Source organism: Metapseudomonas otitidis (assembly GCF_900111835.1).
In the GTDB taxonomy this organism is placed as follows: Bacteria; Pseudomonadota; Gammaproteobacteria; order Pseudomonadales; family Pseudomonadaceae; genus Metapseudomonas; species Metapseudomonas otitidis.
This window is the reverse complement of the sequence record NZ_FOJP01000023.1, coordinates 58,029-79,474: the sequence shown is the minus strand read 5'-3', so window position 1 is coordinate 79,474 and position 21,446 is coordinate 58,029. Positions and strand designations below refer to the sequence as shown.

At 65.2% G+C, this 21,446-nt stretch carries 25 protein-coding genes and 3 tRNA genes; 18 read left to right on the top strand and 10 right to left on the bottom strand.

What is annotated here, in order from left to right:
* Window positions 1-65: 65 nt before the first annotated feature.
* The 3 genes from can to BM198_RS25775 all read left to right on the top strand — a co-directional run bounded on the left by can (window position 66) and on the right by BM198_RS25775 (window position 3,405).
* A complete protein-coding gene (gene can, locus BM198_RS25785) occupies window positions 66-710 on the top strand; it encodes a carbonate dehydratase (RefSeq protein ID WP_044407857.1) in 645 nt (214 codons plus the stop codon).
* A gap of 3 nt (window positions 711-713) precedes the next feature.
* Complete coding sequence (locus tag BM198_RS25780) at window positions 714-1,622, top strand: DMT family transporter (RefSeq protein ID WP_074973529.1); 909 nt, start codon at window positions 714-716, stop codon at window positions 1,620-1,622.
* 394 nt (window positions 1,623-2,016) lie between these two features.
* Window positions 2,017-3,405, top strand: a complete 1,389-nt coding sequence (locus BM198_RS25775) for an amino acid permease (RefSeq protein WP_074973526.1) — start codon at window positions 2,017-2,019, stop codon at window positions 3,403-3,405.
* 622 nt (window positions 3,406-4,027) lie between these two features.
* On the opposite strand, the gene BM198_RS25770 is transcribed toward BM198_RS25775, so the two are convergent.
* Window positions 4,028-5,806: an acyl-CoA dehydrogenase C-terminal domain-containing protein gene (locus tag BM198_RS25770; RefSeq protein WP_074973524.1), complete on the bottom strand. Its 1,779-nt coding sequence runs from the start codon at window positions 5,804-5,806 to the stop codon at window positions 4,028-4,030.
* Window positions 5,807-6,006: 200 nt separating this feature from the next.
* Between BM198_RS25770 and BM198_RS25765 the strand changes: the two genes are divergently transcribed.
* On the top strand, window positions 6,007-6,468 hold the full coding sequence (locus BM198_RS25765) for a hypothetical protein (protein ID WP_074973523.1): 462 nt from the start codon (window positions 6,007-6,009) through the stop codon (window positions 6,466-6,468).
* A 159-nt stretch (window positions 6,469-6,627) separates the two neighbouring features.
* On the opposite strand, the gene BM198_RS25760 is transcribed toward BM198_RS25765, so the two are convergent.
* Window positions 6,628-6,813: a DNA-binding protein gene (locus tag BM198_RS25760; RefSeq protein WP_236211543.1), complete on the bottom strand. Its 186-nt coding sequence runs from the start codon at window positions 6,811-6,813 to the stop codon at window positions 6,628-6,630.
* Between the two features lie 166 nt (window positions 6,814-6,979).
* On the opposite strand from BM198_RS25760, the gene BM198_RS25755 reads away from it, so the two are divergent.
* The 6 genes from BM198_RS25755 to BM198_RS29895 all read left to right on the top strand — a co-directional run bounded on the left by BM198_RS25755 (window position 6,980) and on the right by BM198_RS29895 (window position 10,780).
* Window positions 6,980-7,249 (top strand): hypothetical protein, encoded by a 270-nt coding sequence (locus tag BM198_RS25755; protein ID WP_044403789.1) that lies wholly within the window; start codon window positions 6,980-6,982, stop codon window positions 7,247-7,249.
* A complete protein-coding gene (locus BM198_RS25750) occupies window positions 7,246-7,461 on the top strand; it encodes a hypothetical protein (protein ID WP_074973521.1) in 216 nt (71 codons plus the stop codon). Before BM198_RS25755 ends, BM198_RS25750 begins: the two co-directional genes overlap by 4 nt.
* Before the next feature lie 363 nt (window positions 7,462-7,824).
* Window positions 7,825-7,995, top strand: coding sequence for a YhfG family protein (locus BM198_RS29900; protein ID WP_139131194.1), 171 nt, complete (start codon window positions 7,825-7,827; stop codon window positions 7,993-7,995).
* Window positions 7,995-8,591 carry a Fic/DOC family protein gene (locus BM198_RS25740; protein WP_074973516.1) on the top strand — a complete coding sequence of 199 codons (597 nt, stop codon included), beginning with the start codon at window positions 7,995-7,997 and terminating at the stop codon, window positions 8,589-8,591. The genes BM198_RS29900 and BM198_RS25740 overlap by 1 nt, the downstream gene beginning before the upstream one ends.
* Before the next feature lie 179 nt (window positions 8,592-8,770).
* Window positions 8,771-9,811, top strand: a complete 1,041-nt coding sequence (locus BM198_RS25735; RefSeq protein ID WP_074973514.1) for a DUF4034 domain-containing protein — start codon at window positions 8,771-8,773, stop codon at window positions 9,809-9,811.
* A 600-nt stretch (window positions 9,812-10,411) separates the two neighbouring features.
* Window positions 10,412-10,780: a hypothetical protein gene (locus BM198_RS29895; protein WP_074973512.1), complete on the top strand. Its 369-nt coding sequence runs from the start codon at window positions 10,412-10,414 to the stop codon at window positions 10,778-10,780.
* 123 nt (window positions 10,781-10,903) lie between these two features.
* Here the strand turns inward: BM198_RS29895 and BM198_RS25720 are convergent.
* A tRNA-Met gene (locus BM198_RS25720) sits at window positions 10,904-10,980 on the bottom strand.
* 218 nt (window positions 10,981-11,198) lie between these two features.
* On the opposite strand from BM198_RS25720, the gene BM198_RS25715 reads away from it, so the two are divergent.
* From BM198_RS25715 to BM198_RS25680, 8 genes are all read left to right on the top strand, one after another.
* On the top strand, window positions 11,199-11,867 hold the full coding sequence (locus BM198_RS25715) for a metal ABC transporter ATP-binding protein (RefSeq protein ID WP_044404436.1): 669 nt from the start codon (window positions 11,199-11,201) through the stop codon (window positions 11,865-11,867).
* Complete coding sequence (locus tag BM198_RS25710; RefSeq protein ID WP_043245644.1) at window positions 11,867-12,727, top strand: metal ABC transporter permease; 861 nt, start codon at window positions 11,867-11,869, stop codon at window positions 12,725-12,727. Before BM198_RS25715 ends, BM198_RS25710 begins: the two co-directional genes overlap by 1 nt.
* Window positions 12,728-12,744: 17 nt before the next feature.
* The gene (locus BM198_RS25705; protein ID WP_074973545.1) at window positions 12,745-13,614 is read left to right on the top strand and encodes a metal ABC transporter solute-binding protein, Zn/Mn family; all 870 of its coding nucleotides are present in this window, start codon (window positions 12,745-12,747) and stop codon (window positions 13,612-13,614) included.
* The gene (gene hisI, locus BM198_RS25700) at window positions 13,611-14,042 is read left to right on the top strand and encodes a phosphoribosyl-AMP cyclohydrolase (RefSeq protein WP_074973510.1); all 432 of its coding nucleotides are present in this window, start codon (window positions 13,611-13,613) and stop codon (window positions 14,040-14,042) included. Before BM198_RS25705 ends, hisI begins: the two co-directional genes overlap by 4 nt.
* Window positions 14,039-14,599 carry a gamma carbonic anhydrase family protein gene (locus BM198_RS25695; protein WP_043245640.1) on the top strand — a complete coding sequence of 187 codons (561 nt, stop codon included), beginning with the start codon at window positions 14,039-14,041 and terminating at the stop codon, window positions 14,597-14,599. The genes hisI and BM198_RS25695 overlap by 4 nt, the downstream gene beginning before the upstream one ends.
* Before the next feature lie 2 nt (window positions 14,600-14,601).
* On the top strand, window positions 14,602-15,942 hold the full coding sequence (locus tag BM198_RS25690; protein WP_074973508.1) for a dihydroorotase: 1,341 nt from the start codon (window positions 14,602-14,604) through the stop codon (window positions 15,940-15,942).
* Window positions 15,943-16,010: 68 nt separating this feature from the next.
* The gene (locus BM198_RS25685; protein WP_044404445.1) at window positions 16,011-16,421 is read left to right on the top strand and encodes a MerR family transcriptional regulator; all 411 of its coding nucleotides are present in this window, start codon (window positions 16,011-16,013) and stop codon (window positions 16,419-16,421) included.
* Entirely contained in the window at window positions 16,414-16,800 is a 387-nt protein-coding gene (locus BM198_RS25680) for a carboxymuconolactone decarboxylase family protein (protein ID WP_044404447.1), read from the top strand. Before BM198_RS25685 ends, BM198_RS25680 begins: the two co-directional genes overlap by 8 nt.
* A 58-nt stretch (window positions 16,801-16,858) precedes the next feature.
* Here BM198_RS25680 and ychF read toward each other — a convergent pair whose 3' ends face one another.
* The 7 genes from ychF to ispE form a co-directional block, all read right to left on the bottom strand.
* Window positions 16,859-17,959, bottom strand: coding sequence for a redox-regulated ATPase YchF (gene ychF, locus BM198_RS25675; protein ID WP_044404449.1), 1,101 nt, complete (start codon window positions 17,957-17,959; stop codon window positions 16,859-16,861).
* 41 nt (window positions 17,960-18,000) lie between these two features.
* The gene (gene pth, locus BM198_RS25670) at window positions 18,001-18,585 is read right to left on the bottom strand and encodes an aminoacyl-tRNA hydrolase (protein WP_044404452.1); all 585 of its coding nucleotides are present in this window, start codon (window positions 18,583-18,585) and stop codon (window positions 18,001-18,003) included.
* 32 nt (window positions 18,586-18,617) lie between these two features.
* On the bottom strand, window positions 18,618-19,220 hold the full coding sequence (locus tag BM198_RS25665; RefSeq protein WP_044404455.1) for a 50S ribosomal protein L25/general stress protein Ctc: 603 nt from the start codon (window positions 19,218-19,220) through the stop codon (window positions 18,618-18,620).
* A gap of 108 nt (window positions 19,221-19,328) precedes the next feature.
* Complete coding sequence (locus BM198_RS25660; protein WP_044404458.1) at window positions 19,329-20,270, bottom strand: ribose-phosphate pyrophosphokinase; 942 nt, start codon at window positions 20,268-20,270, stop codon at window positions 19,329-19,331.
* Window positions 20,271-20,354: 84 nt separating this feature from the next.
* Window positions 20,355-20,429: transfer RNA gene (locus tag BM198_RS25655), tRNA-Gln, on the bottom strand.
* A 56-nt stretch (window positions 20,430-20,485) separates the two neighbouring features.
* A tRNA-Gln gene (locus BM198_RS25650) sits at window positions 20,486-20,560 on the bottom strand.
* Window positions 20,561-20,594: 34 nt separating this feature from the next.
* Entirely contained in the window at window positions 20,595-21,446 is an 852-nt protein-coding gene (ispE, locus tag BM198_RS25645; RefSeq protein ID WP_074973506.1) for a 4-(cytidine 5'-diphospho)-2-C-methyl-D-erythritol kinase, read from the bottom strand.

Below are 21,446 nucleotides of genomic sequence, written 5' to 3'. Positions count from 1 at the left end.
GCATCCAGCCTTGTCAAAGCCGGCCCCCCTCCGTAAGGTGCGCCGGCCAACGGAGGAAAAGCACCATGAGCGACCTGCAGCAGCTGCTGGACAACAACGCCCGCTGGGCTGAACGCATCAAGGAAGACGACCCCCAGTTCTTCGAGAAACTGGCCAAGCAGCAAGCGCCCGAATACCTGTGGATCGGTTGCTCCGACGCCCGCGTACCGGCCAACGAGATCGTCGGCATGTTGCCCGGCGACCTGTTCGTCCACCGCAATGTCGCCAACGTCGTCCTGCACACCGACCTCAACTGCCTGTCGGTCGTCCAGTACGCCGTGGACGTGCTACGGGTGAAGCACATCCTCGTCACCGGCCACTACGGCTGCGGCGGCGTGCGCGCCGCCATGCAGGATGCCCAGTTCGGCCTGATCGACGGCTGGCTGCGCAGCATCCGCGACCTCTATTACGAACACCGCGACCACATCGCCCAGTTCCCCACCGACGAAGCGCGGGTCGACCGCCTCTGCGAGCTGAACGTCATGCAGCAGGTGGCCAACGTCAGCCACACCACCATCGTCCAGAACGCCTGGCACCGTGGCCAGTCGCTGTCCGTGCACGGCTGCATCTACGGCATCAAGGACGGCCTCTGGAAAGACCTCAACGTCACCGTCAGCGGCATCGACCAGTTGCCGCCGCAGTACCGCCTGCGCCCCCAGGGCGTGCGCTGACCCATGAACCGCACACACGCCCCGGCGCTCGCCTGGGCCGGCCTGGTATTGGCCAGCGCCTGCTGGGCCGGCAACGCCCTGGTGGCCCGCGCCTTCCATGACGACATCCCGCCCTTCGCCCTGACCTTCTGGCGCTGGAGCGTCGCCCTGGTGCTGCTCCTGCCCTTCATCGCCAAGCCCCTGTGGCAGCACCGTGCCGCCCTGCGCCGCGCCGGCTGGCGCCTGCTGGTGGTGGCCGCGCTGGGCATCTGCACCTTCAGCGTGCTGATGTACTTCGCCGCGCGCACCACCGTGGCCATCAACCTCACCCTGCTCAACACCTGCCTGCCCCTGGCCACCTTCATCGGCGCCGGGGTGCTGCTGGGGGAATGGCCGGCCCGACGCGCCTGGGGCGGCATGGCCGTCGCCATCCTCGGCCTGCTGGTGCTGATCGGCCAGGGCAGCCTGGCCACCCTGGCCGGCCTGCGCTTCAACCCCGGCGACCTGATCATGCTGCTCGGCGTGCTCGACTGGGCGCTCTACACCCTGCTGCAACGGCGCTGGGCCGCCTGGTTCCAGGGCATCCCCCCGCTGGTGTTCCTCGGCGCGCTGATCCTCTGCGGCGTGCCCATGCTGCTGCCGCTGTACCTGCTGGAGATCGCCAGCGGCCAGGGCTTCGCCCCCAGCCCGGCCAACCTCGCCGCCATCGGCTACACCGGCACCTTCGCCTCGCTGATCGCCTACCTGCTGTGGAACCGGGGCATCGCCGTGCTCGGCGTGGCCAAGGTATCGCTGACCAACTACCTCATGCCGGTGTTCACCGCGCTGCTGGGTTACCTGGTGCTCGGCGAGTCCCTGCAGGGCTACCACTGGCTCGGCGGCGCGATGATCTTCGCCGGCCTCCTGCTGGGCACCCGCCCCAAGCTGCGCTGACCCGCGCGCCGGCCTGCGACACCACAACGCAGGCCGGGCAGGGGCTTTCTGGCGAAACGGCCAGGAATCGCGGCTTCCCCGTCGTTCCCGGGTCAGAACGGGCGTACCAGCCGCGCTATTCCTGCCAATTGGTCGTATCGAAGACATTTTCACTGCGCTGTATAGTCCGCGCAGCAGATTCAGCTGTTTTAACCCGGAAGCCGATTGGCAAGTTGCCCCCCGGCACACCCCCCTATACAACAGCCGGCCGTCCGAGCCTGGCCGACAGGCATGCCCTGTGGCCCCGGACGTCCTCTGCTCCCGCCCGCCCAAACCGGGCCCGCGGGAAACGAGAGCGCCCGCCGGGTTACCCCCTGGCGGGTGTCAGCCCTTTTACAAAAATAAGAGGTTCTTCATGTCCAGCAGCGATCAACTGCACCGCGGTTTGGGTGAACGACACATACGGCTCATGGCGCTCGGCGCCTGCATCGGTGTCGGTCTGTTCCTGGGATCGGCCAAGGCCATCCAGATGGCCGGCCCCGCCATCATGCTCTCCTACATCATCGGCGGCCTCGCCATCCTGGTGATCATGCGCGCCCTCGGCGAGATGGCCGTGCACAACCCCGTGGCCGGCTCCTTCAGCCGCTACGCCCAGGATTACCTCGGCCCGCTGGCCGGCTTCCTCACCGGTTGGAACTACTGGTTCCTCTGGCTGGTGACCTGCGTCGCGGAGATCACCGCCGTCGCCATCTACATGCAGATCTGGTTCCCCGACGTGGACCGCTGGATCTGGGCCCTCCTGGCCCTGGCGAGCATGGGCACCGTCAACCTCATCACCGTGCGCGCCTTCGGCGAGTTCGAGTTCTGGTTCGCCCTCATCAAGATCGTCACCATCATCGCCCTCGTGGTGGCCGGCGCCGGCATGATCCTCTTCGGGATCGGCAACGGTGGCATCGCCACTGGCATCAGCAACCTCTGGACCCACGGCGGCTTCATGCCCAACGGCGTGCAGGGCGTGCTCATGTCCCTGCAGATGGTCATGTTCGCCTACCTCGGCGTGGAGATGATCGGCCTCACCGCCGGTGAAGCGCGCAACCCGCAGAAGACCATCCCCGACGCCATCAACTCCGTGTTCTGGCGCATCCTGCTGTTCTACGTCGGCGCGCTGTTCGTGATCATGTCCATCTACCCGTGGAACGAGATCGGCACCCAGGGCAGCCCCTTCGTCATGACCTTCGAGCGCCTGGGCATCAAGACTGCCGCCGGCATCATCAACTTCGTGGTCATCACCGCCGCCCTCAGCTCCTGCAACGGCGGCATCTTCAGCACCGGCCGCATGCTCTACAGCCTTGCCCAGCACGGCCAGGCCCCGCGCGCCTTCGGCCGCACCTCCGGCAATGGCGTCCCGCGCAACGCCCTGCTGCTGTCCATCTTCGCCCTGCTGCTGGGCGTGCTGCTGAACTACCTGGTGCCGGAGAAGGTGTTCGTCTGGGTCACCTCCATCGCCACCTTCGGCGCCATCTGGACCTGGGCCATGATCCTGCTCGCGCAGATGAAGTTCCGCCGCAGCCTCAGCCCCGCCGAGCAGGGCAAGCTGCAGTTCAAGATGTGGCTGTTCCCCATCAGCTCCTACCTCGCCCTGGCCTTCCTGGTGCTGGTGGTGGCACTCATGGCCTTCTTCGAAGACACCCGCATCGCCCTCTACATCGGCCCGGCCTTCCTCGTACTGCTGACCGTGCTGTTCAAGGTGTTCAAACTCGGCAACCAACCCGACGCCCACCTGACCACCAACACCGCCTCCTGACGGCACCCCCACGAACACCCCGCCCCGGCGGGGTGTTTTTATTTGCCCACACGTCACCCAACGCGCACCCCGTAGGATGCGGTGAGCTCAGCGAACCGCATCAATTCCCTCCCGATCCCAGGGCACATGCCCTGCAGGGTGGGCCGGGCGGCGTTCCGCTTCAGCCCACCAGCGGCAGACAGCGTGGGCTGAAGCCCACCCTACGGCTCCGTGCCGTACACCGCGCGAATTCATTCGCGAGGCTTTTCCTGCCCACCATGTGCATCCGGTATGACTCCGTGGTGGATCGATAAAGCGCGATCCACCACTGTGTGTGCCTGTACGAATGGCAGTGGGCCGGCACGTTGTCACTCGTAGCCCGGGCTTCAGCCCGGGAACGGCGCTGACCATTCCCTCCCCATCGCGAACGAACCCGCCCCCACAAACCGGCCCATCGCCTGCTCGTAGGATGCGGTGAGCTCGGCGAACCGCATCGGTCCCGGTCGATGTTGGCCGGTGGGCTGAAACCCGCCCTACGACGGCCCCAGCCGGCCCACGGGCCGACCAAATTCCGGGCAAAAAAAAACCGGCAATCAAAAAAGGGAGGGATTGCCGGCGTGCGCATACGGAGGGGGAGGGTTGGCTATGCGGCGAACTCGTCCTCGTTGAACGCCATCAGGGATGCTTTGCCTGCCATCACCTCGGCCAGCAGGCCGTCGGTCTCGGTCAGGGTTCGGGTCATGTAGAAGTCGGCGGACTTCAGCTTGGCGCCGTAGAAGGTCTTCTCCTCACTGCCGGCGTCCAGCTTGGCCTGGGCCACCTGAGCCATGCGGGCCCACAGCCAGGCCAGCGCGGTCAGCGCGAACAGCCGCAGGTAGGGCGTGGCTGCAGCGCCGGCCTGTTCCGGGTCCTTCATGCCTTCGGTGGCCAGCCACATCGTCGCCTGCTGCAACTGGCGCAGCGCCTTGTCCACCTTGGCCACGTGGGCCGCCTCGGGATTGGCCTTGAGCCACTCACCCACCAACTGGAAGAAACCACGCACCGCACGGCCGCCGCCCAGGGCCAGCTTGCGGCCCACCAGGTCCAGCGCCTGGATGCCGTTGGTGCCTTCGTAGATACGGGTGATGCGGCAGTCCCGCACCAGTTGCTCGATGCCCCAGTCCTCGGTGAAGCCCGAGCCGCCCATCACCTGCAGGCCCTCGTTGGCGCAGGCGAAGCCCTCGTCGGTGAGGAAGGCCTTCACCACCGGCGTCAGCAGCTGCACCAGATCGTCCGCCTGCTGGCGCACCTCGGCGTCCGGGTGGTCGTGGGCGATGTCCTGATGCAGGCCGGTGAAGTAGGCCAGCGCGCGGCTGCCCTCGATCATCACCTTCTGGCGCAGCAGCATGCGCCGCACGTCCGGGTGCACCAGGATCGGGTCGGCCGGCTTGTCCTGCGCCTTCGGCCCGCTCAGGGAGCGGCTCTGCAAACGCTCGCGGGCGAAGCCCAGGCTGATCTGGTAGGCGTTCTCGGCAATGCCCAGGCCCTGCATGCCGACCATCAGGCGTGCCGAGTTCATCATCGTGAACATGCAGCGCAGGCCCTTGTGGGGCTCGCCGATCAGCCAGCCCTTGGCCCCCTCGAAATTCATCACACAGGTAGCCGAGCCCTTGATGCCCATCTTGTGCTCCAGCCCCCCGCAGAACGCCGGGTTGCGGCTGCCATCGGCGAGGAACTTGGGCACCAGGAACAGCGAAATCCCCTTCACCCCGGCCGGCGCGTCGGGCAGGCGGGCCAGCACCAGGTGGACGATGTTCTCCACCAGATCGTGCTCACCGCCGGTGATCCAGATCTTCGTACCGCTCAGCGCGTAGCTGCCGTCCGCCTGGGGTTCGGCGCGGGTGCGGATCAGCCCCAGGTCCGTGCCGCACTGCGGCTCGGTCAGGCACATGGTGCCGGTCCATTCACCGCTGATCAGCTTCGGCAGGTAAGCCTCCTGCTGCTCGCGGGTGCCGTGGGCGGAGAGGGCGTTGATGGCGCCGTGGGTCAGGCCCGGGTACATGCCCAGCGACAGGTTCGCCGAGCACACCATCTCCTCCACCATCATGTTCAGCACATGGGGCAGGCCCTGGCCGCCGAACTCGGTGGGGCAGGCCAGCGCGGTCCAGCCGCCTTCGGCGAACTGGCGGTAACCCTCGCGGAACCCGGCGGGCGTCTTCACCGCGCGGGTCGCCGGGTCGTAATGACAGCCTTCCTTGTCGCCCGAACTGTTCAGCGGGGCCAGCACGCCCTCCGCCAGGCGCGCCGCCTCTTCGAGGATCGCGCTGCCCAGGTCCGCGCCGAATTCCCCTTGGGACGGCAGCGCCTGCAGGTGCGAATAGGCGTCGAGTACTTCATCGAACACAAAGCGCATGTCGCGGAGCGGCGCGCGGTAGGCCGGCATGGTCGAGTCCTCTAAAGCTGTACATTCAGTAAATTTGTATAGCTTTTCTACTGCTGCGTATAAGTTTGCGCAAGAGGCTTGTACAACTTTTTCCCACCGGGTGGATGACCGGCCAGTTCCGCTTTCAGCGCCCGGGCAAGCCGCCATGGCCCGCCAGGCCTCGCACCCTGTAGGCTTCGCCCACCCGCAAGGAGGCCTCGATGAAACGCGCATCAGGGATCACCTCACTCACCCTGGCACTCGCCGCCAGTGCCGCAGCCGCCGGCTACCTCTACCTCACCCAGGTGCCCCGCCTGGCCTACCCCCTCCAGCGCCTCGACGGCTGGGCCCTGAGCGATGGCGGCTCGTACGGGCTGGAGGTGGTGGATGCCGAGGGCCGTGTCGTCCTGCTGGGCATCCAGGCCACCGCCCTCGATGTGCCGGTGGAGCGCTACCCCGTCTTCATCGGGCGGCCGCTGTTCGGCCTGCCCCTCACCGTCACCGCCGGCCTGGGCAGCACCCTCGAACGGCAGATCGAAGCACTCGCCCACGAAATCGCCCGCAGCGGGCTGGATGAAGCGCGCTGGCACCAGGCCGAGGCCACCTTCAGCCGGCGCGAACAGCCCTACGCCTTCGCGTGGTCCTTGCATGAGCAGTTGGCCGCGCGCAGCGGGGGATGGTAGGCGTGAAGCCGGGGGGTCAGGAGAGGGAAGGGCCCGGCGCGCATAGCGGGGGCACCGGGCGGGGAAGGTGAAAGGCGGCGCTAGGCCTGGGAGGGCGGGGCGATCAAGCCGTCGTGTTCGGGGCTGCTCTGCCCCTGGTCTGGCTTCACCCCTCTGTCATCACGCAGAAGGCGCGCCATCCGGGCTGATGTGCCCGTTCTCCGGCTCCGTGCGCCCGGATATCAGCCAGAGCGCGAACTGTGGATAAGCCTCGGCCAGGATGCCCACTTCCTCGGTGCTGATCCGGATCTTGCCGCCGCTGATGTTCCGCCAGCGTTCGTAGTTCTTGCCCCCGAGCTCGCTCAAGTGCTTCGGTCCTACAGCCCGAATCAGTTGAAGTGCTCTGTTTCTTACGGCGTCCATTGAGTTTTCTCGGCTTGAGTAACCTTTACTCAAAAGCAACAGTGCCCTAGATTGCTTTGAGTATCTATTACTCATAGTGGCTTAGAGTGGCCGATTATAGGGTGTCTGTATGGAACAGTCTGGAGTAGTGAGGTTCAGCACGGGCGCAAAGCCTGAGCGAATGAACGATTTCCGCTGTGCGCCGTTTTGCACGCAACTGGTGCTGGCGGAAATGTGCGGCATCGCGGAGATCACCGAAGACGTGGTGCGCGGCTGGGTCGAGAGCAACACCATCCCCACCGTGAAGATCGGCCGACGCCGCGTCATCAACCTGCACCGCATCCGCCTCGACCTGGAGAGCGGCAAAACAGTGTTCAGCGCGGGGGACTACGCCCAATGAAAGCCATCAACGTTCAACTGCGCCTGCTACTCAAGGCCATCCGCTATTCCGACCCGGAACGCGCACTCGCCTACTACATCCGCATGGGCGGCTACCTCGACGCCCTGCAGGACACAAACACCTTCGACACCACCGAAATCAAGCGCCTCGACCGCCTCGCCTTCAACGCCTACAACCAGAGCACCAACCGCCATAACCGGGAGCTCATATGAACAAGGCCGTTCACCCCCAGCAGGCACGCCCCGCACTGCGCCTGCTCTGCATCCTCACCCCCACGCCCTACGGCCAATGGCGCCCCGTCCCAGCCGCCACCCACCGCCCCCGCGCGCCCCGCACCGATATCCGGGGGCGCTGGGGCTATGTGCTGCCGGAGGAGTTGTATATGCGGGAGGTGTGGATAAGGGCGTGGGTTGGCCGGCCGCTCCAGTGCTCACCCGGCTCAAATTAGTCCGCTGCCAGTCGATTCACTGAGTTCCAGGAAAGGGCTCTGATGGGTAGGGATCGGGACGGCATTCCCTCAAGGGGAAGCTGACGATCCGCTATAATGGCGCGGTTCCCAGCGAGAGACGCACACCATGCCTGCTCCGTCCCTAGCGGCCAAAAAGGCCTATTTCGCCAAAGTTCGCCAATCCAACTATGTCGCCAGTCTTCGCCTGGAGGGGTTTGATGTAACCCCGGCCGATGCGAAGCGCGAGCTGCCTACCCGCGAAGCCGCCATGAGCGCCTACCGCAACAAGAAAGGCTGATGGTCGACAAATACGGAGTTGGTCAGGACCCTTATTGCTACCCCGGCACATCGGTTCTTCGAAACCGCCTGGGCCTTACCGATGGCGACGCACTGAGCGAAGCTGAGCGCACCCTTTCTTCAATCGCTGCCAGCAACATCGAGTTCATTGCACCGCCCTATGACGTGGTTGCCCTGAAGCGCATTCACCAGCAGCTCTTCCGGGACGTATACGACTGGGCCGGTGAGTTGCGTACCGTGGATATCTCCAAGGGAAACACGCACTTCTGCAATGTCAGTCGTATTGAGCCCGAGGCTGAAAAAATCTTTCACGGTTTGGCGCAGGCAAACTGGTTCGAAGACTTTGATCGCAACCAGCTGGTTCCCGCTGTGGCTGAAGCCTTTGGCGATTTGAATATGATCCATCCCTTCCGCGACGGAAATGGTCGAGCTCAGCGCATCCTGTTTGAGTTCATCATCATCAACGCTGGTTTTGAACTGAGTTGGTGGGCGGTTGATGAGCATGAGTGGATTCAGGCCAACATCGATGCTGTCGTCTGCGACTATGGCGCTCTTACCCATATCTTTGATCGCTGCATTGGGTCGCTTATTGGCTGAATTCTTTCACTGGGGCTAGGCGCCGCTTTATCTGCTCAGTTCGTACTTGCCAATGGGCGGTTGAAAGATCTTGGAGTAAGTAGGCCTAACACGAGACTGCCCACCCTGCCATGGTCTGCGCATTGATTGATGACTAAGCTGCAGCACTTTCGGAGCTTTTTACTGAAATGGAGTTTCACATGCGTTCGTTCCTTTATGCCGCCAGCCTTTGCAGTCTGTTTTCCTTAGTCGCGCTCGATGCGGTAGCGTCCCAGGCCCCTACTACTCATGGTGCCGGGGCTGCAACGCTCAGTTCCGAATGCCCAACCAGTGTGGCATTCGATTTGAGCAGCATGAACAACACGGTTGCTGGGCTGCTTTCGCTTTACTCGTCGGAGCGATACCAGCAATTGGATGAGGCACTGGGTTGCCTGATGCGGCCCGAGGTGTCTTTCTCCTCCGGTCGGCCTGGAGCCAGCGCGGCGTATTGGTTCTATCGCAAGCAGATGCCGGCACCTGGCGCTGATGCTGCTGAGCCTGCACGCATCGCCAAGTGGAAGGCTCAACGACCTGGTTCCGCCTTCGCGAAGTTTGCCGAACTACGTTTCTTCTATGCCGATGCATGGCGCGCACGCGGTGGCGCGTACGCGTCACAAACGCCGGATGAGGCGCTGAAGCTTTTCATGCAGAAACTGGGCGAGTGTGAGAAGGCGATCCTGGCGGCCCCGGCCGAGGTGCGAGATACACCGTTGGCCCAGAACCTGTTGCTGGCAGTCGTCACGGATGGTGGTGGTACCAGCAAGCCCATGGATGTGTTCCGCGAAGGCGTTGCCAAGTGGCCTAACTACTACGATTTCTACGAGGTGCTATTGAGCCGGCTTGTGCCGAGGTGGGGTGGAAGCTGGCAGGCTGTGGACCGTTTCGTCGGCTATTGGACTGATAAACGTAGGGACATCGAAGGCGACGCGATGTACGCCAGGCTCTATGCCAGCCTGCTTATGAAGCATGAAGATCCGGACGAGTCCCTGCTCGACTGGACCCGTATGAAGCGGAGCCTGGACGACCTCGTAGAGCGCTACCCTGGCAAGGAAAATCTCAATCTGGCGGTGAGCATGGCGTGTCTTTACGACGATGCGGACTACTACAAACAGATTTCCAAGAAGCTTGGAGAAGACGGCGTCGATGGTTCGTATTGGGTGCCGTTGGGCGACCCAGCGCTTTGCGTTGAGTTGGGGCGGTAGCGCAGAAGGTACGCTATAAGAGCGCTGGCTGAGAGCGTTTGCCGCGGTGGTTCACGCTGCTGATCAGGTTGTTTGCCCTGAAAGCGCTCAGCCAGTCCGAGTTGCTGAACTGGCTGCCCAGGTCGGAGGGGACCATCACCTCCTGCTTGTCCTTGCGCCGCTACACCGCCGTGCCACGTCCCGCTACCTACTCCCCGCTCCGTCCCCCGCCAACTCCACATCTGCTTCGGTAACGCCCGGGCTGATCTGCCCCCGGGCCAGGTCGGTCTCACCGTGGATGATGTAGAGCTCGTACTCGGGGTAGACGGCCAGCAGCGCTGCCAGGTCTTCGACCCGGGTTTTCGTTCTGAAGTCAGTCGCCACGGTTTGCCACCGGCGTCGATCACTGATGGTCGTATTTTTCGCCAAGGTTGAAGGGCCTATATGCCTTACAACCTCCCTGAGCCGATCTTCCATATTCAAAAACCATCTATAGAATGACGAATATTTCGTTGTGCCGAATATTTCGTCATGTATGATTGGCTCATATGACGAATATTACGTCATATTTGAGCGTGATTGAGTCACAGTTTATGGGCATTTCAGAGGCAGGGATAGGCAATGAGACGGCACCTGGATTCACCCTTCGGAGCGGCTACGACTGGCAAGCGCGGCGCTTTGGAATTCGATGCGAACACGGCTATCGGCTACATCGGCAAGACGGTGCTCGTCGAGCTGGTATGGGACGACAGCGAGGCGCCGATCTGGTGCTGCAAGCACATCGTCGGCGTGGTCCTGCCCATGGCGGGTGTGTATGAGGAAGCGTTCTTCATGACCATCGATGGTCATTGCCGTGAGCGCTTTCCCAGCGAGGTCTTCCTTTCCACCATCCGTACGATTCGGGCCCTGTGGTCACGGGATCCAACAAGCGGTGCTGTTGACGGAGGCGCGTGCCAGAGTGGGGAGCCAGGGAAGGGCGGCGCAGCATGAGGGCCGCTGCGGTGAGGGCAATCAGAGGGAGGGCGTGATGCAGGGAGGCGGGCAGGGGAGCGTCAAGAAATGAACACCCCAGAAAGCACAAAGGGTTAGCCGAAGCTAACCCTTTGTTTTGTATGGTGGCTACGCAGGGACTTGAACCCCGGACCCCAGCATTATGAATGCTATGCTCTAACCAGCTGAGCTACGTAGCCAACGTGGCGCGCATTATTCTCTCGCTCCCTGTCTCTGTCAACCCCACTTTTCAGAATTTTTCGAAGGGCGATCAACCGCTTAGCGGTGGGTGCCGGTTGGCGTTCGGGTTGGAAAAGGGGAGGGGCGTGCGCGGGGAAATGGGTTGTGAAGCGTGAATTGTTACTTTATAACATTTGCGTTTTCCTACAGCCCTTTCTCCCACGCCCTGGACCTGACGATGCTTCAGTTCGATGCCTTGCAATGGGGGCCGCCTGCGCGGCCGTTGGCGCCGCCGCTTTCCCTGGCGTTGCCGGCCGGCAGCCTTACGGCGGTGGTGGGGCGCAACGGGTGCGGCAAGAGCAGCCTGCTGCGGGTGATCGCCGGTTTGCAGCGCCCCTTGGCGGGGCGGGTGAGCGTCGGGGCGGCGGGCCTGGGGGCGGTGGGCTTTCTGCAGCAGCAACAGGCGCTGGACCGGCAGTTCCCCCTCAGCCTGGGGGAGCTGGCGATGGCGGGGCTGTGGCGCAGCCGCTTGAGCCGGGTGGAGCGGCGCAGGCGCTGCGAGGCGGCCCTGGCTGATTGGCAGTTGGAGGCGCTGGCCGACCAGCCGCTGCTGGCGCTTTCCGGCGGGGAGTTGCAGCGGGCCTTGCTGGCGCGGCTGGAGCTGATGGACGCGCCGCTGCTGTTGCTGGACGAACCCGACGCGGCGCTGGACGCGGAGGGCCAGGCGATTCTCTGGCAGCGCATCGCCCGCTGGCAGCGGGAGGGGCGTACGCAACTGGTGGTCTGCCATGACCTGGAGGCGGTGCGCGAGCGCTTGCCGCGCTGCCTGCTGATCCGCGCTGACGGCTGCCGTCATGGCGCCAGCCGCGTGCTGCTGCCGGCGCCCACCCGCCAGCAGGTGGCCTGATGCTCGCGGCGCTCTGGCAACCCTTTGCGGAGTTCGCCTTTTTGCAGCGGGCGCTGCTGGGCGGGGTGGCGCTGGCGTGCAGCGCGGGGCCGCTCGGGGTGTTCCTGATGCTGCGGCGCATGAGCCTGATCGGCGATGCCATTTCCCATGGGGTGTTGCCCGGTGCGGCGCTGGCGTTCTGGTTCTTCGGCCTGAGTCTGCCGGCGCTGACCTTCGGCGGGCTGGTGGCGGGGCTGGGGATGGCCGGGCTGGCGGCGTGGATCACCCGCCGCACCGGCCTGCGGGAGGATGCGAGCCTGGCGGCCATCTACCCCATTTCCCTGGCGGGCGGCGTGCTGTTGCTGGGGCTGGCCGGGCGCCGGATCGACCTGCTGCACCTGCTGTTCGGCTCGGCCCTGGCGGTGGACGGCGAGACGCTGCGCAGCATGCTGACGGTGGCCGGCACGAGCCTGGCGCTGTTGGCGCTGATCTACCGCCCGCTGCTGTGGGACAGCTTCGACCCGGTGTTCCTGCGTGGGGTGAGCCGCTTCGGGGCGCCGGCCTATGCGCTATTCCTGGCGCTGGTGGTGCTCAACCTGGTGACCGGCTTCCACGCCATCGGTGCGCTGATGGTGGTGGGGCTGATGATGCTGCCGGCCGCTGCGGCGCGCTTCTGGAGCCGGCGCCTGCCGGTGCTGCTGCTGACGGCGGCGGGCATTGGCGCGAGCTGCGTGTGGCTGGGGCTGTTGCTGTCGTTCCACGCCAACCTGCCCAGCGGCCCCTGCATTGTGTTGCTGGCGGGGCTCGCTTACCTGATTTCGGTGTTCGTCGGGCCGGTCCACGGCTTGCTGCGACGCGCGCCCCTTCCCGTGCCCTGTTGAGGAGCCCCCGCATGTTCATGCGCCTGTGCGTTGTGCTGTTGCTGTGCCTGCCCGTTTCACTGTTCGCTGCGGAGAAGGCGAGGGTGGTGACCACCTTCAGCATCCTGGCGGACATCACCCGCGAGATCGGCGGGGACGATATCCAGCTCACCAACCTGGTGGGGGCGGATGCCGATGCCCACGTCTTCGAGCCCGCTCCGGCCCAGGTGCGGGCGGTGTTGGAGGCGGACCTGGTGATCGCCAACGGGCTGGGCTTCGAGCCCTGGCTGGAGCGCCTGCTGGCCAACGGCGAGGCGCGCGGCACGCGCATCGACGCCAGCAAGGGCGTGGTGCCGATGACGGTGCTGGAGGACGACCAGCGCCTGGTGGACCCCCACGCCTGGCAGAGCCTGGGCAATGCGGAGATCTACGCGCGCAACATCACCCAGGCGCTGGTGCAACTGGTGCCGGCCCGGGCGGCGGCCTTCGAGGCGCGGCGGGACTCCTGGCTGGGCCGCCTGGGGGCGCTGCGCCAGAGCATCGCCCCGCGCCTGATGGCGTTGCCGCCGGAGCGGCGCCGGGTGCTGACCAGCCACGACGCCTTCGGTTACTTCGCCCAGGAGTGGCGCCTGCAGTTCCTCGCGGCCCAGGGCGTGAGCGATGCGGCCGAGCCCTCCGCCGCCGAGGTGGCGGGGTTGATCCGCCAGCTGCGGGCGGAGGGCGTGCGGGCCATCTTCGTGGAGAACATCCGCGATGCGCGGCTGGTGAAGCAGATCGCCGAGGAGGCCGGTGCGCGGGTGGGCGGCACGCTGTATTCCGATGCGCTGGCGGCCGAGGGCCCGGCCAGCACCTACCTGGGCATGTACCGGCAGAACGTCGAGCGGCTGCTGCAGGCGCTGGCGCCATGAGCTTCTGGCTGCAACTGGAGCGGAGCCCGGCCGGCACCGGGCGGGATCTGGAGGCGGTGATCGCGGCCATTCCCTGGAGTGCCGATGGGCTGATCCCCGCCGTGGCGCAGCAGTACGACAGCGGCGAGGTGCTGATGCTGGCGTGGATGAACCCCGAGTCCCTGCGGGCCACGCTGGAGGAGGGGCGCGCGTGCTACTGGTCGCGCTCGCGCCGCTGCCTGTGGCGCAAGGGCGATACCTCCGGGCATGTGCAGCACCTGGTCAGCGCCCACCTGGATTGCGACGGTGATGCGCTGCTGCTGCAGGTGGACCAGGCCGGCCCGGCCTGCCACACCGGGCGCCGTTCGTGCTTCTACAACCAGCTCTCCGGCGCGGGGTTGCGGGTGGTGAGCTCGGTGCCGGCGCCTTCTGCGGGAGGCCGTCCATGATCCGCAAGAACCCTTCCGGCCACCTGCCGGTGATTGCCGAGTCCGCCTATGTGGACAAGACCGCGATCCTCTGCGGCAAGGTGATCGTGCAGGACAACGTGTTCATCGGGCCCTATGCGGTGATCCGCGCGGATGAGGTGGACGCGAGCGGTGACATGCAGCCGATCGTCATCGGTGCCAACTCCAACATCCAGGACGGGGTGGTGATCCACTCCAAGTCCGGGGCGGCGGTCACCATCGGCAGTCACACCTCCATCGCCCACCGCTCGATTATTCACGGCCCCTGCCAGGTGGGGGACCGGGTGTTCATCGGCTTCAACAGCGTGCTGTTCAACTGCACCGTGGGCGACGGCTGCGTGGTGCGGCACAACGCGGTGGTGGACGGCTGCGACCTGCCTCCGGGCTTCCACGTGACCTCGACCCAGCGCATCGGGCCGAAGACCGATCTGGACAGCCTGCCCCGGGTGAGCGTCTCCGCCGCCGAATTCTCCGAAGACGTGGCGCGCACCAACATCGATCTGGTGCGCGGCTACAAGGCCCTGCAGAACGAGTTCTAGCCATGCATAACCTGCTGATCCGCAATGCCCGCCTGGTCAACGAAGGCTGTGAGTGGGAGGCCGACCTGCTGGTGCACAACGGCCGTATCGAGCGCATCGACCGCAGCATCAGCGCCCGGCCAGATGTGCGGGTGATCGACGCCAACGGCCAGTACCTGCTGCCGGGGATGATCGATGACCAGGTGCACTTCCGTGACCCCGGCGCGCCCCACAAGGGCACCTTCCTCAGCGAGTCCCGCGCGGCGCTGGCCGGGGGCGTGACCAGCGTGATGGACATGCCCAACACCCAGCCGCCGACCCTGGACCTGGAGGCGCTGGCGGCGAAGGAGCGCCGCGCGGCGGCCTGTTCTTCGGTGAACTACGGTTTTCACTTCGGTGTGAGCCGGGACAACCTCGACACCGTGGCCCGGCTCGACCCGGAGCGGGTGGCGGGGGTGAAGGTGTTCATGGGGGCCTCCACCGGCAACCTGCTGGTGGACGACGAGGCGTCCCTGGAGCGGCTGTTCCGCGAGTGCCCGACGCTGCTGCTGGCCCACTGCGAAGACACGCCGCGCATCCGCGAGCGCGAGGCGCAATGGGCGGCCGGCTACGGCGACGCCATCCCGCCCGACGCGCACCCGCTGATCCGCGATGCGGAGGCCTGCTACCGCTCATCCAGCCGGGCGGTGGCGCTGGCCCGTCGCTTCGACACCGACCTGCATGTGCTGCACATCACCACCGCGCGGGAGCTGGAGCTGTTCATCCCCGGGCCGCTGCCGGGCAAGCGCATCACCGCCGAGGTGTGCGTGCACCACCTGCTGTTCGATGACCGCGACTACCCGCGCCTGGGCCACCTGATCAAGTGCAATCCGGCGATCAAGGCGCCCTCCGACCGCGATGCCCTGCGCCGGGCGTTGCTGGACGGGCGGCTGGACGTGATCGGCAGCGACCACGCGCCCCACACCCGGGAGGAGAAGGCTCGGCCCTACGCCCAGGCGCCCGCCGGGTTGCCGCTGGTGCAGCACAGCCTGCCGGCGCTGCTGGAGCTGGTGGCCGACGGGCTGCTGCCGCTGACGCTGCTGGTGCACAAGACCAGCCACGCGGTGGCGGAGCGCTTTTCCATCGAGCGGCGCGGCTACCTGCGCGAGGGCTACTGGGCCGACCTGGTGCTGGTGGAGCGCCTGGCCGAGCCCCGACCGGTGGAGGCGGACCCGATCCACGCGCAGTGCGGCTGGACGCCGTTCCAGGGCCGCACCTTCCGCTACGCGGTGCGCACCACGCTGGTGTCGGGCCAGTTGGGCTGGCACCAGGGCCGCTTCGGGGAGGATTGCCAGGGCCTGCCCCTGCGTTTTCGCCGGCGCTGAGGGCGGTGCTTGACGCGGCACCGGCAAAGGGTTGACTTAGAGCGCGCTCGAACTTCTAGGATCGCCCCATGGAACCTCATCTCAGCATCGACGAAGTCGCCCGGCGCACCGGGCTCACGGCTCACACCCTGCGTTATTACGAGCGCATCGGGCTCATCGCCCCGGTGGGCCGGGCGCCGGGTGGGCAGCGGCGCTACGCGGCTTCGGACATGGCCTGGATCGAGTTCCTGCTGCGTTTGCGCACGACCCGCATGCCCATCGGCAAGATGCAGGCGTTCGCAGCGCTGAGGAGCGCCGGGGACCCGACGGTGCCGGCGCGTCGCCAGATGCTGGAGGGCCACCTTGCGGAGGTCCTGGCCGAGATCGAGGCGATGCGCCAGGCCGCCGATGCGCTGCACGCGAAGATCGAGCATTACCGCGCGTGCGAGCAGGCCCTGGGGCTGGAGCCATCAACCGAGAAGGGCAACGCAGATGAATGACGAGAGCCGCTACCAGCGTGGGCTGGCGAAACTGAAGGAGATCGACGGCGAGGCCGGTGAGCGGGTGGTGGAGAGCCTGGCGGGCATCGCCCCGGACTTTGCGCGCTACCTGGTGGAGTTCCCCTTCGGCGACATCTATTCCCGCCCGGGGCTGGACCTGAAGAGCCGGGAGATCGCCGTGGTGGCGGCCCTGACCGCCCTGGGCAACGCCGCCCCGCAACTGAAGGTCCACGTGCACGGCGCGCTGAACGTCGGCGCCAGCCGCACGGAGATCGTCGAGACGATCATGCAGATGGCCGTCTACGCCGGCTTCCCGGCCGCGCTGAACGGCCTGGCGGTGGCGCGGGAGGTGTTCGAGCAGCGGGGGGAGGCGGCCTGAAGCACGAAGCCCCCGGCGGAGCAGGTCCGCAGGGGGCTTCGGGTAAAGCGGGGAGGGCTTAGACGTTGAAGCGGAAGTGCATCACGTCGCCGTCCTTGACGATGTATTCCTTGCCTTCCAGGCGCCATTTGCCGGCTTCCTTGGCGCCGGCTTCGCCCTTGTACTGGATGAAGTCGTCATAGGCGACCACTTCGGCACGGATGAAGCCTTTCTCGAAGTCGGTGTGGATGACGGCAGCCGCCTGCGGGGCGGTGGCGCCGATGCGCACGGTCCAGGCGCGGACTTCCTTCACGCCAGCGGTGAAGTAGGTCTGCAGATTGAGCAGGTTGTAGCCGGCGCGGATCACGCGGTTCAGGCCCGGCTCTTCCATGCCCATGGACTCGAGGAACATGAGTTTCTCTTCGTCGTCGTCCAGCTCGGCGATCTCGGCTTCGATCTTGTTGCACACCGGTACGACCACGGCGCCTTCTTCGGCGGCGATGGCCTTGACCACGTCCAGGTGCGGGTTGTTCTCGAAGCCGTCCTCGGCGACGTTGGCGATGTACATCACCGGCTTGCTGGTGAGCAGGTGGAAGCCGCGGATCACGCGCTTCTGCTCGTCGTCCATGTTCTTCATCAGGCTGCGCGCGGGCTTGCCTTCGGTGAAGTGGGCGATCAGCTGTTCCAGCAGGGCCTTCTGGGCGATGGCGTCCTTGTCGCCGCCCTTGGCGTTGCGGACCACTTTCTGCAGTTGCTTCTCGCAGCTGTCGAGGTCGGCAAAGATCAGTTCGAGGTCGATGATCTCGATGTCGCGCTTGGGGTCGACGCTGTTGGAGACGTGGATGACGTTGTCGTCCTCGAAGCAGCGCACGACGTGGGCGATGGCGTCGGTCTCGCGGATGTTGGCGAGGAACTTGTTGCCCAGGCCTTCACCCTTGGAGGCTCCGGCGACCAGGCCAGCGATGTCGACGAACTCCATGGTGGTGGGCAGGACCCGCTCCGGCTTGACGATCTCGGCCAGGGCTTCCAGGCGTGCGTCGGGCATGGGAACGATGCCGCTGTTCGGCTCGATGGTGCAGAAGGGGAAGTTTTCCGCCGCGATGCCGGATTTGGTCAGGGCGTTGAACAGGGTGGACTTGCCAACGTTGGGCAGGCCGACGATGCCGCAATTGAATCCCATGCTATGTCCCTCGCGCCAATGGGGCGATTAAGAGGTGTGGATCAGGCCTTCTGGCTGTGCAGTTTCTGCATCGCGCGGGTGAAGTCCCCCGCGAGGATGTCGGGCAGCACGCCGAGGGCGAAGTCGATGCTGGTGTCGAGCAGTTCCTGCTCGCTGCGCGGTGCGCGGCCGAGGACGTAGCCGGATACCAGGCTGGCGTGCCCGGGATGGCCGATGCCGAGGCGCAGGCGATGGAAGCCGTTCTGGTTGCCGAGCTGGGCGATGATGTCGCGCAACCCGTTGTGCCCGCCATGGCCGCCGCCCTGCTTGAGCTTGGCGACGCCGGGGGGCATGTCGAGTTCGTCGTGGGCCACCAGGATCGCGTCGACCGGGATGCGGAAGAAACCGGCGAGCGCCGCCACGGACTGGCCGCTGCGGTTCATGTAGGTGGTGGGGATGAGCAGACGAACGTCGCGGCCCTGGTGGCTGAATTTGCCAACGAGGCCGAAATACTTCTTGTCGAGAGACAGGTTGACGCGCTGGCTGTCTGCCACGCGCTCAACGAAAAGGGCCCCTGCGTTATGCCGGGTCTGGTCGTATTCGGGGCCTGGATTTCCCAGGCCGACGATCAGTTGTACGGCGGTCACGACAGGGGCCCTTCCTTTTCAGGCTGCGCGAATTACTCGGCGGAGCCTTCTTCCTTCGCTACGCGAGCAGCGTGGATGTTGGCAACTGCCAGGTCGTTGCCGTGGGCCAGGGCCACCAGCTCGACGCCTTTCGGCAGCTTGAGGTCGGACAGGTGAACAGTCTGACCCACTTCGACCTTGGCCAGGTCGACTTCGATGAATTCCGGCAGGTCTTTCGGCAGGCAGGAAACTTCGACTTCGGAGATGGTGTGGGAGATCTCGCCACCACCAGTCTTCACGCCAACAGCAGTGGCTTCGTTCAGGAAGTGCAGCGGTACGTGAGCGGTCAGCTTCTGGCCGGCAACGACGCGCTGGAAGTCAGCGTGTACGACGAAGCCTTTGGACGGGTGACGCTGCAGGGCCTTGATCAGAACGGTCTCGGTGGCACCGGCAACGTTCAGGGCGATCACGTGGCTGAAGGCAGCCTCGTTTTCCAGCAGCTTGGCCAGTTCTTTGGCCAGCAGACCGATGGATTGCGGAGCCTTGTCGCCACCGTAGACAACGGCGGGAACTTGGGCTTCGTTACGACGCAGGCGGCGGCTCGCACCTTTCCCCAGGTCGGAACGTACGGAAGCGTTCAGGGCGAATTCAGTCATTGCAGTTCTCCAAAATAGCCAAACCGCCCCGAGTGCTTGCGACCAGCATCTTGGGCGGTTAGGCAAAAAAGCCCCGCCGGAGCGGGGCGTTTTCGTCAGGCGCGTTCCTTAGCGGAACATCGCGCTGATCGATTCCTCATTGCTGATGCGGCGGACCGCTTCAGCCACGACCGGCGCGATATCCAGTTGACGGATACGGGAGCAGGCCTGTGCCGCGGCAGACAGCGGGATGGTGTTGGTCACCACCAGCTCGTCCAGCACGGAGTTTTCAATGTTCTCGATGGCACGACCGGACAGCACCGGGTGGGTGCAGTAGGCGTAGACCTTGGCAGCGCCGTGGTCCTTCAGCGCCTTGGCGGCGTGGCCGAGGGTGCCGGCGGTGTCGACCATGTCGTCGACCAGGACGCAGGTACGGCCATCCACATCACCGATGATGTGCATGACTTCGGACTGGTTGGCCTTGGGACGACGCTTGTCGATGATCGCCAGATCGACGCCCAGGGACTTGGCGACGGCACGGGCACGTACCACGCCACCGATGTCCGGGGAGACGATCATGAGGTTGTCGAAACGCTGGTCTTCGATGTCATCCACCAGGACGGGGGAGCCGTAGATGTTGTCCACGGGGATATCGAAGAAACCCTGGATCTGGTCGGCATGCAGGTCGACGGTCAGCACGCGGTCGATACCGACCACGGTGAGCATGTCGGCCACGACCTTGGCGCTGATCGCCACGCGAGCGGAACGCGGGCGGCGGTCCTGGCGGGCATAGCCGAAGTAGGGGATCACAGCGGTGATACGGGACGCCGAGGAGCGGCGGAAGGCATCAGCCATCACCACCAGCTCCATCAGGTTGTCGTTGGTGGGCGCGCACGTGGGCTGGATCAGGAAGACGTCCTTACCGCGGACATTTTCGTTGATTTCCGCGCTGATTTCGCCGTCGGAGAACTTGCCTACAGAGGCATCACCGAGGGGGATATGCAGTTGACGTACGACGCGACGCGCCAGATCGGGGTTGGCGTTCCCCGTGAAGACCATCATCTTGGACACGCGCAGTACCTGCCGGCTGAGGGTGGACCTGATGAATTAAAAAGCTGTTCAAACGCCGAGGCTTTTGAACAGCTTCTTCGTGTATGGCAGGGGCGGCTGGATTCGAACCAACGCATGGCAGGATCAAAACCTGCTGCCTTACCGCTTGGCGACGCCCCTATATCGTTTAACTACCGTTGCAAGACCTGTTCTACCGAGGACCCTGGGAAGGGTTATGGCAGGGGCGGCTGGATTCGAACCAACGCATGGCAGGATCAAAACCTGCTGCCTTACCGCTTGGCGACGCCCCTGTATCGGTATAACCGGAGGACTTGCACACTTCTTTCAAGCCAGGCTTTCGAGGCGTCGATGCAGCATCGAGATGTTGCTGCCCTTGGCGACGAAACTTGGCAGAGTGGCCGGAAGTTGGCGGGCGACTTTATCAGCATCGTCCCGGTTTGGGAAGCTCCCAAACACACAAGCTCCGGTGCCGGTCAGTCGGGCCGATGTGAATTTGTTCAACCACATCAGTGCGTTACGAACTTCGGGGTAACGCTTCTCGACCACTGGCTGACAGTCGTTACGACTGCCCCCCTCAAGAAGGCTGCGAAGATTAATGGGCGCCGAATTCCGTGTCAACTCGGGATCGGTGAAAACTTCTGCTGTGCTGACAAAGACTTGCGGTACGGCGACGAGGAACCACGGCTCCTCCAGGGTGACCGGTTGCAGGCGCTCGCCGACGCCTTCGGCGAAGGCCGCGCGACCGCGTACGAACACCGGCACGTCGGCACCCAGTGCCAGCCCCAGCTCGGCCAGGCGCTCTTCGCCGAGGTGCGTCTGCCAGAGGTGGTCGAGGCCGAGGAGGGTGGTGGCGGCGTCGGAACTGCCGCCGCCGATGCCGCCGCCCATGGGCAGGCGCTTGTCGAGCCAGATGTCAGCGCCCAGGCGGGTGTCGGATGCCTGCTGCAGGCGGCGCGCGGCGCGGACGATCAGGTTGCTGTCATGGGGGACGCCGGGCACCTCGGTGCGCAGGTGGATCTCGCCATCCTCGCGGAGCGAGAAGCCCAGTTCGTCACCGTGGTCGAGGAACTGGAACAGCGTCTGCAGCTCGTGGTAGCCGTCGGGACGGCGCCCGAGGATGTGCAGCATGAGGTTGAGCTTGGCCGGCGCCGGCAGGATCAGCTGGGCGTCTTGCAT